This window comes from Flavobacterium psychroterrae (assembly GCF_018380615.1).
GTDB classification, from domain to species: domain Bacteria; phylum Bacteroidota; class Bacteroidia; order Flavobacteriales; family Flavobacteriaceae; genus Flavobacterium; species Flavobacterium psychroterrae.
Genome location: NZ_JAGYVZ010000010.1, coordinates 36114 through 49166 on the forward strand (window position 1 = coordinate 36114; position 13053 = coordinate 49166).

17 protein-coding genes are annotated in these 13053 nt (G+C 30.1%); 11 read left to right on the forward strand and 6 right to left on the reverse strand.

Annotated elements, in window-relative coordinates; translation table 11 throughout:
* Nucleotides 1-51 precede the first annotated feature (51 nt).
* From KHA90_RS11765 to KHA90_RS11785, 5 genes are all read right to left on the reverse strand, one after another.
* A complete protein-coding gene (locus KHA90_RS11765; protein ID WP_213299694.1) occupies nucleotides 52-444 on the reverse strand; it encodes a helix-turn-helix domain-containing protein in 393 nt (130 codons plus the stop codon).
* A 289-nt stretch (nucleotides 445-733) separates the two neighbouring features.
* Complete coding sequence (locus tag KHA90_RS11770; RefSeq protein WP_213299696.1) at nucleotides 734-1759, reverse strand: oxidoreductase; 1026 nt, start codon at nucleotides 1757-1759, stop codon at nucleotides 734-736.
* Nucleotides 1760-1765: 6 nt separating this feature from the next.
* Nucleotides 1766-2119 carry a hypothetical protein gene (locus tag KHA90_RS11775; protein ID WP_213299699.1) on the reverse strand — a complete coding sequence of 118 codons (354 nt, stop codon included), beginning with the start codon at nucleotides 2117-2119 and terminating at the stop codon, nucleotides 1766-1768.
* Between the two features lie 16 nt (nucleotides 2120-2135).
* Entirely contained in the window at nucleotides 2136-2429 is a 294-nt protein-coding gene (locus KHA90_RS25380; protein WP_244860310.1) for a hypothetical protein, read from the reverse strand.
* A 181-nt stretch (nucleotides 2430-2610) separates the two neighbouring features.
* Nucleotides 2611-3210 carry a hypothetical protein gene (locus KHA90_RS11785; protein ID WP_213299705.1) on the reverse strand — a complete coding sequence of 200 codons (600 nt, stop codon included), beginning with the start codon at nucleotides 3208-3210 and terminating at the stop codon, nucleotides 2611-2613.
* A 162-nt stretch (nucleotides 3211-3372) separates the two neighbouring features.
* Here KHA90_RS11785 and KHA90_RS11790 point away from each other — a divergent pair, with 162 nt between their 5' ends.
* On the forward strand, nucleotides 3373-3549 hold the full coding sequence (locus KHA90_RS11790; protein WP_213299708.1) for a hypothetical protein: 177 nt from the start codon (nucleotides 3373-3375) through the stop codon (nucleotides 3547-3549).
* 1231 nt (nucleotides 3550-4780) lie between these two features.
* On the opposite strand, the gene KHA90_RS11795 is transcribed toward KHA90_RS11790, so the two are convergent.
* Nucleotides 4781-5137 carry a hypothetical protein gene (locus tag KHA90_RS11795; RefSeq protein ID WP_213299710.1) on the reverse strand — a complete coding sequence of 119 codons (357 nt, stop codon included), beginning with the start codon at nucleotides 5135-5137 and terminating at the stop codon, nucleotides 4781-4783.
* Nucleotides 5138-5326: 189 nt separating this feature from the next.
* On the opposite strand from KHA90_RS11795, the gene KHA90_RS11800 reads away from it, so the two are divergent.
* The 10 genes from KHA90_RS11800 (at nucleotide 5327) to KHA90_RS11845 (ending at nucleotide 13052) form a co-directional block, all read left to right on the forward strand.
* Nucleotides 5327-5773, forward strand: a complete 447-nt coding sequence (locus KHA90_RS11800) for a hypothetical protein (protein WP_213299713.1) — start codon at nucleotides 5327-5329, stop codon at nucleotides 5771-5773.
* A 566-nt stretch (nucleotides 5774-6339) separates the two neighbouring features.
* Nucleotides 6340-6594 carry a hypothetical protein gene (locus tag KHA90_RS11805; RefSeq protein ID WP_213299716.1) on the forward strand — a complete coding sequence of 85 codons (255 nt, stop codon included), beginning with the start codon at nucleotides 6340-6342 and terminating at the stop codon, nucleotides 6592-6594.
* Entirely contained in the window at nucleotides 6594-6788 is a 195-nt protein-coding gene (locus KHA90_RS11810; RefSeq protein WP_213299718.1) for a hypothetical protein, read from the forward strand. The genes KHA90_RS11805 and KHA90_RS11810 overlap by 1 nt, the downstream gene beginning before the upstream one ends.
* A 63-nt stretch (nucleotides 6789-6851) precedes the next feature.
* The gene (locus KHA90_RS11815; protein ID WP_213299721.1) at nucleotides 6852-9809 is read left to right on the forward strand and encodes a primase-helicase family protein; all 2958 of its coding nucleotides are present in this window, start codon (nucleotides 6852-6854) and stop codon (nucleotides 9807-9809) included.
* Nucleotides 9810-9879: 70 nt separating this feature from the next.
* Nucleotides 9880-10122, forward strand: a complete 243-nt coding sequence (locus KHA90_RS11820) for a hypothetical protein (RefSeq protein ID WP_213299724.1) — start codon at nucleotides 9880-9882, stop codon at nucleotides 10120-10122.
* Between the two features lie 11 nt (nucleotides 10123-10133).
* Nucleotides 10134-10373, forward strand: coding sequence for a hypothetical protein (locus KHA90_RS11825; protein WP_213299727.1), 240 nt, complete (start codon nucleotides 10134-10136; stop codon nucleotides 10371-10373).
* A 94-nt stretch (nucleotides 10374-10467) separates the two neighbouring features.
* Entirely contained in the window at nucleotides 10468-10746 is a 279-nt protein-coding gene (locus tag KHA90_RS11830; RefSeq protein WP_213299730.1) for a hypothetical protein, read from the forward strand.
* Between the two features lie 65 nt (nucleotides 10747-10811).
* Nucleotides 10812-11111 (forward strand): hypothetical protein, encoded by a 300-nt coding sequence (locus tag KHA90_RS11835; RefSeq protein ID WP_213299733.1) that lies wholly within the window; start codon nucleotides 10812-10814, stop codon nucleotides 11109-11111.
* Nucleotides 11112-11379: 268 nt separating this feature from the next.
* A complete protein-coding gene (locus KHA90_RS11840) occupies nucleotides 11380-11661 on the forward strand; it encodes a hypothetical protein (protein ID WP_213299737.1) in 282 nt (93 codons plus the stop codon).
* Between the two features lie 665 nt (nucleotides 11662-12326).
* Nucleotides 12327-13052 carry a transglutaminase-like domain-containing protein gene (locus tag KHA90_RS11845; RefSeq protein ID WP_213299740.1) on the forward strand — a complete coding sequence of 242 codons (726 nt, stop codon included), beginning with the start codon at nucleotides 12327-12329 and terminating at the stop codon, nucleotides 13050-13052.
* Nucleotide 13053 lies beyond the last annotated feature (1 nt).

Sequence of the window (13053 nt, forward strand, 5' to 3'; positions counted from 1 at the left end):
TAAAATTTTTAGAATGGCTTTTTTGATATTGCTTCAAATATTAATTTGAAACTATTTTTCATTCAATAATTTCTCGACATATTCAAATTTTTCTTTTTCAACCTGAACTAAACGTTCGTAAAGTTCAATCACTTTATCAAGTGGATTGAAATTGCAAGAATTATTTCCAAAATTCCCAAAGTTTCCTTGACTATCGTGAAAAGTATTAAAATAATTGATCATATTTTCTTCTGAAAAACTTTTTATTGCTTCTGCGGTTACGCCAAGTGCTTTTGCTACTTCAATTAGTTTTTCTTCGTCTATAGTTTCGCTATTTTCAATGGCAGATATTGTTTGCTGGCTCATGCCCAAGGCTTGTGCCAAAGCTTCTTGTTTCATATCTCGTAGTTCACGAATACGGCTAATTTTTCGCCCTATATGATTTAGTTTTATTGCTGTGCTCATAATTCAAAGGTATTTAAAATTCTTTTACAAAATAGTTTTTGGTACAAAACAAGATTGTTTCCGTACGATACAATTTTGTGTCGTTTAGCAGTTAACAAAAATACAATTTTTCTTATAAAAATAATAAAGTAAAAATGTTTCCTTTTATGAAATCAAAATCTCTAATCTAGCCCCGATTGAAGCGGCATCCTTTTTACTGTTTTTTCAACAGAAAAAGATATAGCGGAAAGCGGGACAATTGGTCTTTTGAAAAGGAGAATTTCTGCTCCTGATTTTTCAGATTCCTAAATTAATGACGATTATCACATTGAATATAAATGTCTTCGTTTGATTTGTCGATAAGCGATATTGCAGAACATCCGAATGATTCATATGCAAAACCAAAAACAACTGGAGGTTTGTTCTTAAAAAGCTTGCCTGTGTACTGTATTGCGACATTATCGCCGTTTTGATAGTTTAAAGGTGCTGCTGACAAACTTTCGCCTTCTATGAACATTTTTTCAATAATGATTTTTTTTGTTTTTGAGTCAATAACAATCAAACGTCTCGAGCCTACTTCCTTTAAATTATTTAAATATTCCTGCAGGAAATATTCAAAACTGTCGGTTTTATACGCATATGTATTTCCTAAAGGCTTGTTTTTTAAATCGGCAAGATCTTCTTTTTTAATTGATTTTGAAGGATATTCTTTAATCGAAACTTTCTTCCATAACATTGGCGTTAATTGTTGTTTTGTAAATGGATTTTCTTTACCAACGTAAACCAAAACATCAGCGTAATAATTGCTAAATCCGTTTAATGATTGTGTGTTGATTTCAAACCCAATCATGTAATAATATTTTGGATAAGGCCAATCTTCTTCAGATGAATAACCATTTAATAATGCGGTGGCTTTGAGGCTTTTTACAGCAAATGAAGCCAGTTTGTTTTTACTATAATCGTAAACAAACAAAGAATCATTTTCAGAAATATTTGTTTTCGAAAGAAATCGGTTTCTGTATTTCGGTTCTAACGTAAAAGACTTTGCGGCTTGCTTTCCCATTTTTTCGATATTAGGCAAAGCAAGTGTGTCTGAAGCGTTATCATTTAAAGGATAAATATCCGAAAGGGAAACAAATGCTACATTACTGCTGTCTTTGTAAGTAACAGTAAAAAGATTGATGCTTTCTTTTCTGGGAGTTTCTTCGGTTAGTATGGAGTCATTTTCGGTCGTAGTTTTGGCTAAATGTGGTTTGTTACTTTTAGTTTCTTGTTTATTGTTACAAGATAAAATAAGAAACGAAGCCAGTACAATTGTGTATTTTTTGATATTCATAAAATTTTATTTAGAAACTACGATTAAGAAAAATACAATGGATACAATTAATAAAATCAATCCAATGATCAGCAATATGTCATCTTCGATTGTGGGGATGTTTTTTTTAAGGAGCGAAAATCGATGAATTAACAACCCAATTTCATAACACAATAAAAATGCTATTAATACTAATAAACCATAGAGTTTTTCTAATCCTCCGCTTCCGCTAAATGCGCCTTCATGTCCAAACCACGCAATAATAAGAGCAAGCGGAACAATTAACAATGCTAATTTTATAAGTATTGGGCTTCCTTTCCAGAACAATAATGCAATCAGCGCGACTATAGGAATTAGTAACCAGCGAAGTAATAGGGTCATATTGTTTCGTTTTTAGTTAATTCAATTGTTTTATATGCTCTTTATTTTTTAAAATAAATTTAAAAACTACTACTGTAATAATGGATAAAAGCGAAATTGGCAAAAAAGAAATCGAAAGTGTATAATAAAGCTCTTCCTTAAATCTATAAGTACTCCACGACGATTCGCGATCTACAAAAATGGTATAATTCCAGAAAAACCAAACTAAAATTAAGAATATTAGTTCAATTATACTTTTTAAAGTCATGTTTTTAATGAACGAAAGTATCAGAAATACAATCGTTAGGAAAATGGCAGTTATCAATGACATAAAAAATGCATCTTGAAAAAACGAGCAATCTAAGCATCCGCTTGATATGCTGGCAGAAAATTTTCCAACAGACCAGTAAATTTCTAACAGAGTTGATGCGAAAATGATTAATCCAATAAAAAGGTTTTTTTTAAGAAATTGGATTGTTTTATTTTGAGAAAGTAATTTCATGTATTTTAAACTATTTGTCGGTTTTTACATTCTCAATATAATGTTCTACAATATTTAAAAATTCATCTTTGCATAAAAAGCGTTTAAAAAATTCCTCTAGAGTTCCTTCATTATTTATTTCCTGAAAAAAAACTTCATGATCTGTTCCATAAACAGTTGGGTTTTCGGGAATAGGATCGGTCAAACAGACAAAATATTGATCAGGAAATCCGTAAGAATAGCAAATGCATATAAAATCTAAATCTCCCGCAACTATGGTTTCCCTGATTTCATGTTGATCTACAAGTCCATCTAATTCTTCAAAATCAGCGGAATCTTTTTTAAATGGCGTAAAGAGAAAATTTCTGTAAAATGATTGTCCGTATGGAATTTCATGATCAGAAAAAAAATGATCGAGCAAATTATTATAAAAAGCTTTTTTGTCAGTAGAGTACAAGTGCAGATTGTTAGTATAAAATTCATCAACACCAAATAATTCATCTCCGAAATCATTAGGATATAAAGGATGTTTGAATTCAATTGATTGCAAATCTTCTTGTAGTGATTTTCCTTTTACATTGTCGATGTTTCCACCCAATTTTTGAATTTGAATCAGTATTTCCTCTTTCATAATTTCTGTTTAAAATTTAAAACAATTAATACAAAAATATAAAACCTAAGTAAAACAATATCTTTAAAAAAGTTATAAGTGTATTGCTCTTAATTTCAATACTTAACGTTGTGGTAATGATCTGAAACTTTAAATTATTAACTTTAAGAAAAAATTAAAGTTATGGAAATCAATTGGATAATAATAGGAATTGTAGTTGCGGTTGTAATTGTCTTAGTAATATTTACAGCAAAAAAGAATCAGAAAGAAAAAAAGAAAATGACCGATTTGTTTAATAACGATTTTAAGAAAATAGAAGAGGACGAACCAAATCCTGATAATAATGCTGGGGAGAGATAATATTTATTTAATTTTCTAAAGTATCGTTTCTCTTAATAAGGTACCAGTTCTTCAGGACTATTGTGAAATTTGAAATAAGTATGATAAAAATGAATTTGATTAAAGTTATGGTAATGTATTCTGAAAGACCATCCATTATATCAGGTATTTCGTTTGTGGATTTTTTTGAAACAGAATTTGATAAAATAAAAAGTGCAGCCCAGAAGCCAAAAAAAAAAGAGTATTAAATAAAACATCATAGACATTTTTGTATTGAGAAAATAAAAAATTCCCGAGAAAATGACACTTATTATCGTAAAAAAAAATAAAAAAGTAATAAGTGGTTTAGTAAAAAAGTCTATTATTTGTATGTTATGATTATTTTGGGAGGTGATAAAAGCACCAATAACTATAATCATTGCTAATGAAAGTAGCGTAGATTGAATTATGTGTAGAAAGCTTCTACTTGTTTTTTCTTCGATTTATTAAATAAATTGTTGTAAACAAATATATTATTACAAGTTAAAATAAAAAAACCGTATTCCAATTAAGTAATACGGTTTTTTTTGTGGAGAATACCGGATACTTTTTACTTATAATTCCTTTTAAAATATCCTCTTAACCCCCTATTTGCGTTGCAATAAAAATGTTTTTTTATATATAATGACACGGACTTGACACTATGTCAACCGTTTTAAATTCATGATTTTCATGTCTTTACAATAGCGGAGCAGTTGTATAAAACTCGTTAGATAAAATGAAGAGGGCTTTCTGTGAGTTGGTTTGCGATTAGCAAACAAATGAACAAAAAGCCCTCTTCATTTTATCTAACCCCTTATTAAACACCATTGGACTGTAATTATTCAACATTTAATTTACGCTCCCGTACTGTAATTATTCAAAAGCTTTATTTTAATAGGTTGGAAAAAAAATCGTTTAACTCGTCTGCTACACGCTTTCGTACGGCGATTTTTTACCCCTGTCCCCCTTTTTGCTTCTTAAATTCCTGATTTTTTGCTCTCTCCTTTTTTTCCTTTATATCCTATATTCTTTCTTTTATAAAAAAAATGTAAACATTATAAACAATTGTAAAATAAGCAACAAAAACAAGGGTTTAGACTTGTTTATAAATTTGTTTACATTTTTTTTTGTTTACAAAAAAAATGTAAACATTTAAAAAAGGCAAAAAAATAAGCCAAAAACTAAATTTTGGCTTTATTTAAAAATGTATTTACTGGCTCATTAATTCCAGTTATACGTTAATCTTACTATCTGTTCTAATCTTTTTTTCTTCTTGGCAATCTTGGAGTTGCTGTTTTAATTCTGCAATTTCTTTGTTTTTGTACTCTAACAATTCTACTGCCATTAGATTATCTACTTTATTTTCTTGTATGTTCCGCAACATTTCACCTTTTCCTGTTAAAAGCCATTCGAAATTAAATTCGATATTTTCGTAAATTTTAATAATAAAATCGACTTTAGGAAGTGTTCCTTTTCTATAATTTCTAATGTTAGCTTCATTAATACCTATTTTTTTTGCAAATTTAGAATTATTACCATCAAAAAGTTTTTCAATTAACTCATTGATTCTTATTGAAATAGGGTTCATAAAATTTTATAAATTAAAATTATTCGAAATTAAATTCGATATTTACTTTTTTATTCGAAATAAGTTTCGATATTTGTTATCGAAAGCGGATAGAAACCCACTTAAAAACGGATTAAAAACGACCTGCAATATACAAATTAATGGAGTACAATACTCTCATTAATATATAATTCAAAACTAATGCCAATTATGAACGATAAAGAAAAATTTTTAGAGGTAGAATATATTGATGGTGAAGGTCGTCCAGTAACATTAAAAATGTTTGATGGTACCAAAATATCAATAGGCAAAAATGTTCAGGATTTTTATTTTAAACTACTAGAATTACCTGTTAGTCACCGTTGCCAAATATTGAATTTAGATATTAATGAATTACAAAAATTCATTAAAGAGCATACTAAATTTTACAATGAGAAATTGATTAGTGAATTTAATAAAGTTTGGTTATGGACGTTAACCGACGATTTATGTGATTTTCATGATAAAGAAATAAACAATGAATTATTTGAAGTTGCATTAAATAAAAAACAAATAATTGGGAAATTAAAAAGAAACACATTTGACACATTTGAAGTGTTTAAGATGTTGGATTTTTTTAAAAATCATGATGAAATCAAAGAACATTATTTAGAATAATTAAAATCATTGACTTTGTTCATAGAAATATTGAAACCCTTATAAAACAAAAGCGGAGCAATGCCCCGCCTAGTTTTGTTATTTGGTCATTAAATAAATTAAGAGTTTCGCAAAAGCGTCTCCTAATTGATATTCTACTGACCGTTTTACGTGTGGTAAAACTATAACATTTGTAACACTTTTCACATTAGCACAAACAACTGGTATTTGTATTTTCATACGCATTGATGGCGAAAAGATTGATTTACTTAACGCCAATCAGAAACGAATATAAGGGTTTCTTTTTCTAAAAGTAGATTTTTTTGATAACCGGTAGTTTCTGCAGAAAGAAGCGCATGCAAAAAAAATCTACAATTTATTTATAAAAATAAAAAAGGATCATTATGGATACAGACTTAAAAAAGACAAACAGGCGATACCGTTTGCATCGGAAAATAAAAGGTTTGTATCGTTATGACAGAAACAAAATTATATACGTCCCTAATAATGATGATCTAACAAATAAGTGTTTACGTGAGTTATACGAAAATTACAACTATTCAATCCAATTTGAAATACCGTCATAAATGATAACGTGCAACCAAAAAGAGATCATAATTGAAATTCTTGGAAAACAATACTCTCCGAAAATAATTTCTCATTTATCTAATAAGAATATTTATAACTCGGACGGACATATTTATTCTACTAATTCGATTCAAAAAATTGTATCAGGAAAGCAACCAAACGATATTGTCGAACTTGAAATTGCAAAGCTTGTTGCAAAGGTTAAAAGACAAAAACAAAATGCTCAGGACACTAAAAATAAACTTTTGAAATAATGTCAATATTTACTCAAATACAACTGAAAACCTACATCGAAAGAATTGAATTGCAACGACACAATTTACCGCTTGCAACTGTTTTTACTGCTCAGCAAAAAAATGATTTAGACAGTCTCTACGATCAAATATTAAAAATATGTTACGCAACCTCCATAAAAGAAAAAGAAGTAATTGAACCCATCTGCTTATAATAAAAATTAAGGATTTAGGCGAATAAATTACTACTAACAAACTACACTAACCGAAAAAACCTTATGGGTAACTATAAATTTAACGTAGAAACACTTTACGAAAAAACGGACAACGGTCTTGATATTATAAAAAAATATCTTGACAATTGCGACGGTTTCGGTAAAGCGTTAGAAAACGATAAAAATGCTTTTAGATACAGAGATACAGATAAATCTGCATCCTGCTATTTAGTCAAAAATGATAAAGGTCTTAAAGGTAGTATTGGGGTTAATTATTGGCGTGTAAAGGATTTTGGAGGTGATTTTTTCACGCCCATAGGAATTGCAATGGAGCAAAGCGGTTTAGATTTCTATCCTTGTTTAAAAATGTTGTACGAATGGTTTAACCTTGACGGGAACAACACTTTTTTTACTGCTACAGTCGAAATAACAACCATTGACGATAAAGATAAACGCCCATTAGACTGGTTTAACGTTGTGACAAAAGAGCATACACAGCTTGATATAATTGGCACTTATGTAACACCTGAATTAGCCAAAGAATATGATTTTTTAAGCGTAGAATACTATGAAAAAATCTTCGTAAACAAAAAGACAAACCAAAAAAATCATATCAAAGTTTCGGCAACTGAAAGTTTCCCTATATTTTGTTATATGCCTGAAAAAACATGGTGTAAAACCTATGCCCCATTTTCGAAAGATAAAAAATTCAAACACGGTTATTTAGGAAAAAAACCAGTTCGACACGTTTATGGATTACAAAGAGTTATTCAAAAATACAATGCCAAAATTGACGATTTCAACAGTCAGATAAAAAAATCAAAAGACGATAAAACTACAGGTAGGTTAATTGATGAACGTGACGCTTATAGAATCCCTAATTGTATTGTCGCTTCGGGTGGTTCTGACGGCTTGAACGTTGCAAGCTTAGGATATGATGTTATTTGGTACAATTCCGAGGGCGAACAAATAAATTATACAGAATACAACCAACTTAAAGAAATATGCAAAAACATTTACAATCTTCCTGATCTTGACGAATCGGGCGTTAAATACGGCTATGAAGTTGCTGAAAAGTTTTGGAATATGAAAAGTATTTGGTTGCCAAAAGAAAAACTAGGTACAAGCGGAAAAGATTTTAGAGACTGGATGAAATTCTACAAGAAAGCTGATTTAAGCGCTGTAAAATTCCAGTTTGGAAACCTTCTGACTGGTGCTTTGAAAATGAAGTTTTTTGAAAAAAATGAAAAATCAAAACGCTGGTCTGTTAAAACTTCATATTTACATTATTTCCTTAAAATCAAAGGATTTCATTTGTATTACCCAGAGAAAAAATACACTGAAAAAACAGGTGTACAGGAATTTATTTTTATAAGAATCAACGAGCATATTGTAGAGCAGTATTTCCCTAATGATATACGTAAATTTTCGGAAATGTACCTGATTGAAAAAGGGCAACCGATTGAAGTAATTGACCTTGTGAAAAATACGGAGCAATTTAATGAGCCTAAACTTTTATCTATGGATAAAATAGTTTTGGATTTCAAAAATTTTACAGAAGAAACACAGACATTTTTTTACAAAAATCAATTTGCAACCATTTCAAAAGATGGCATCGAACTCAAACCGTACAAAGATTTGAAAAATTTTGTTTGGGATTACAGAATAGTAAATAAAACCATTTTTGCAGAAAAAGCAAGCTTTAGACACTACAAAGACGACAATTGCAATGATCGGGTAGAAATATTGCAAAAGGATTGTGACTTTATGAATTATCTAATTAATGGTTCTCGTATGTCTTGGAGAAAAGAGTTAGAAGAGCCTTTCGGGGATTTTGCAAATAATAAGGAGCTAAAAGAAGCCAAACAAAAATATCACAACGAAAACCGTTTTAATTTATCGGCTGAATGCTTGACAGAAAATGAGCGATTAATACAGGAAAAACATTTCTTAAATAAATGCTTCGGGATTGGCTATTTATTACATCGATATAAAATAGAATCGTTTGCAAAATTCATTTATATAATGGATGATGCACCTAAAGAAAGTGAAGAAGACAGCAACGGTCGTTCCGGTAAATCAGTTTTATTAAATGGCATCGACAAACTATTGAATAATCATTATTACATCAATGGAAAATCAAAAAACATTACTACAAATTCGCATTTACTAGACGGTTTTACAAAAGAAAACGATTATCTGCGAATAGAAGATATTGACCAATATTTAGGAGTTGAATTTTTTTATAACTGGGTAACGGGTCCGATATCTGTAAATCCAAAAACAAAGAAGCCTTACAATGTTGAGTTTCACGATGCTGGAAAAATGGCTGCAACTTCAAATTTTGGTATCGGTAAAATTAATCAATCCACATTAGGGCGTTTGTTCTTTATTTCCTTTTCAGATTATTATCATGTAAAAACCGATAAGTACAACGAAGAGCGTAAAATATCGCATGATTTCAATAATAAAGATTTGTTTTCAAGCTATTGGGATGAAAAGCAATGGAATAAGTTTTATTATTTCTTAATGGAGTGTTGCCAGTTGTATCTGTCAAATAGAGATAACGAATTGCAAGCCCCGCAAACTAACATTCATTTGACCAACATTCAGGCTTCTATGGGTGAAAACTTTATGAATTGGTGCGATAGTTATTTTACACATTCAATGATCGATGAAGACAGCGAAACAAAAGAAGTTGTAAACGGTACACTAAATCAATTTTTATTGCGTGATGATGTGCAAAAAGCTTACACATTACATGCAGGGGAAAAGTACAAAAAGACAGCCACGAACTTTAAAAGGAGTTTGCAAGAATATTGCAAAATGAAAACATGGACTTTCAACCCTGTTGAGTATTTAAGTGCTGATAAAAAAACCATCAAAAAACCGCACACCAACGAAAAAGGAAAGCGTAACATTCTGGAATTTTTCTACGTGAGAACTAATGATATTGAAGTTGCAATACAGGAACAAAAAGAATTGAAATTAGGCGACCGCCCAGATGATTTACCATTTTAAAAACAATAACAATTTTATACTGATTATTTTAAAATCTTAAAACTGTTCCGCTATGAAACGATACGTGTTTATGAAAATTCGAGTAGCTAATAAAGATGATTTTGCAGACCAATGGAATCATAAAAAAATAGGTGCAATTTATTTTGAACAGTCAATTACTGGTACTATTTGTACTCAGCCATTCTATTTTACAGAAGAAACTGATATAAATAAATTCAGGGAGTTATACACTCACAATCAAATATACGTACCGTTAGGGCTTTTTGATGAAATAGAAGTAATAGAAGAAAAAGAACAAACTATAATACAATAAAAATTATAACTATGAAAACATCAAGACTACGTAGGTTATCAATTTGTATAACTGATTTGGAAAACATACCGCCGGAAAAAATAACCATTGCGGGAAACGGCAAAAAATACGCAAGCTTGACGACATGGGACTACGCAGGCGAAAATATAAACGATCATGATTTTAGCGTGTCCATTACAAGATCAGTTCAAGAGAAACAAGACGGCATTCCGGTAATGTATATCGGTGGCGGTCTCATAATTGGATATTAAAACATAAACTAACCTCTAAAAAAGTAGATTTTATTTCGAACCTGGACAAACTGCAGCTGCGGATCTATTCAAAAAAAATCTACAATTAAACAACATGATAAAGAAAAGCACATACATCCGAAGTTTTACAGATTCGCAACAAAAGCAACTTGAAAAGATTGGAAAGGAGGAAAATTTTAAAACTACTCCGGAAATATTATTTTTTGCACTTGATAAATATTTTGAGCAAAGAAAAGAAATAGAAAAATTGAACGGGATCATAAGTGTTAAGAAAGAAGAAATTTATCAACTGAATTTAAAAATTGATTTTTTTAAATCCGCTTCAAAAAGAATACATGAATTAAGTGATTTTCTGAAAAAGGAAAAAAAATAAAAACATCAATCATCAATCAAAAAACGAGTAGTAAATCAAATTGAATAACCAGCAAAACCAAATTTATGAATTTAAAAACTTTACATTATATAAGAAAAAAAGCAGAGTTACAAGACTTATTTAGAAGTCAATATTCAGAAGATTATATACGAAAAGAGATTCAGGAAATTATAAGGGAGACTCGTAAAAATTCAACTCCGGGATCAAGGCTTTTTGCAAAAATGATTTCAACACAAGAGCTAATTATTTTTATAGATAGAAATGGAAAACCTGACGGTTATCTTCTGTCAGATGAATTAAAAAGTATGCTTCAAGATCACCGAGAAGAAGAATTTAAATTAAGAAAATTGCAAAATCAACTTTAGTAGCTATGGTAAGGAAATCAGACAATCCGACAAATGCGCTCATAAATCGAAATTTCATTATCCGAGTTTTAGAGAATCCAAAACAAAATGACGTTAAAAACACCAAATTAACCTCTGCAAATAAGCTTTCAAATTACTTAAATGATGAAGAAATGAAAATAAAGCTATTTAAGAAGATATTAGACGAGGGTAAAGACAAATATACTTTTCTAATAAGAAGTAGGCTTAAAATCGATTTTCAGTCAAAATAACTTTTAAACTAATTATTATGAGAACATTTCACATTAGGGTAAATGCTAAAATAAAACGCAAAAGATGGAACGATAATGACGAACCATTTTTTACGGAAATTAATTGGGATGCTGAATTAGAAATTGACGGCATTAAAAAACTTGAAAAATTGCTTGATTTGAATTATAGTAAAGAACTCAAATCCGTAAACATTCCTAGTTTTATAATTAGCTACATTGAATATGATGACTTAGATTACGATTCAATAAATGATGAAATTATAAAATTAGAGACTAAATTAATCCGTGAAATAGGATAATTTATTTGTAAATAAAAAAACAACTTGGTTGAATTGGGTTTTATTTTTAGTAACATTGCAAAAAATAACAGATTTGCAATCATCAATCTGTTTAGATTAAAAAAACATGACTCCTTACCCGCTCTGCAAAGAAGCGGGTATTTTTTTGTAACATAGTCTTTTTAATTTTTGAACTTATTTTTTAAGATCTAATTTTTCTGGTTATAAAGTTGTAAATGATGCGGATTATAACATATAGACAAACTAATATTGAAATCCCCATAAGTATATCCCCAATAGTTTTATTGCCGTAAACTTGAATTAACAGCCCATCTACTACTCCAATGATTGCTATAGTTAATAAGAAATTATTATTGTTTTTCATGTTATTATAATTTATACTAATGTTGGTTTTCTTAGAAATCAAATATATGTATTTTGTTTTGTAACATTAAATAATTTTTCATCTATCGATTTTTTTCCTATTTATTGATATTTTTAAGCGTATGACAAAGGCTTTGCAATGGAATTGCAACGAAACTGCAATTACATTGCAAAACCTTTGCAAAGCTACCTGATGCTTTGATTATCAGACTTTCCCTTATTGATCTTTCAGCGAATCATAATAACATTCCAATATTTGTACTCGAAAAGCCTAACAACCTAACACAAGACGAAATGAAATAATGGATATTGATAACTTGTTACAGAGGAACATCTTAGGCGGTCAAGAGTATGAGCCGTTGTTTCCAGAGGTTAGCTGTGATAAGACTAGCCTTGGCAACGGTAATACTTTTGATACTGTCAGAATGATAAAACAAATGGTTATTAAATATAACCATCAGACAAAGGAAGTTGCAAAGCTATTGCAACAAACAACACTCAAAGAAACGTGTGATCGGATTTACTGGTTTCTCTACAATCATATTCAGTACAAAGCCGATGGAGTAGAGCAAATGCTTAGAAGTCCAGCCTGTACGTTCAAAGTACGCGCGCAGGGTGTCGACTGCAAAACCTATTCTATTTTCGCAAGTTCATTGCTAGTGAATATGGGTATCAGACACTATATAAGGCAAATTAAACAACCGAGTTTCCGACCAGATCTTTACACGCATGTTTATGTAATTGTACCGCTGAATCAGGAATCAGGCGATATCAAACAGGGCTATTTTATTATAGACGGCACAACGAGTACTAACCGAGAACCCATTCACATTATGGCACATGACACAGAGATAATCTTACCTCATTTCGGGCTGAATGCTCCCAAAACAAAATGCAAAGGAATTGCAACGAAATCAAGAAAAATTGCAACGAAATCAAAAACCGTTGCAACGAAAAATGCTAACCTTCCGGTTTATTTAGGAATCGGTGCATTATTAGGGGTTTTATTTTTAAAGAAATCTAATTAAA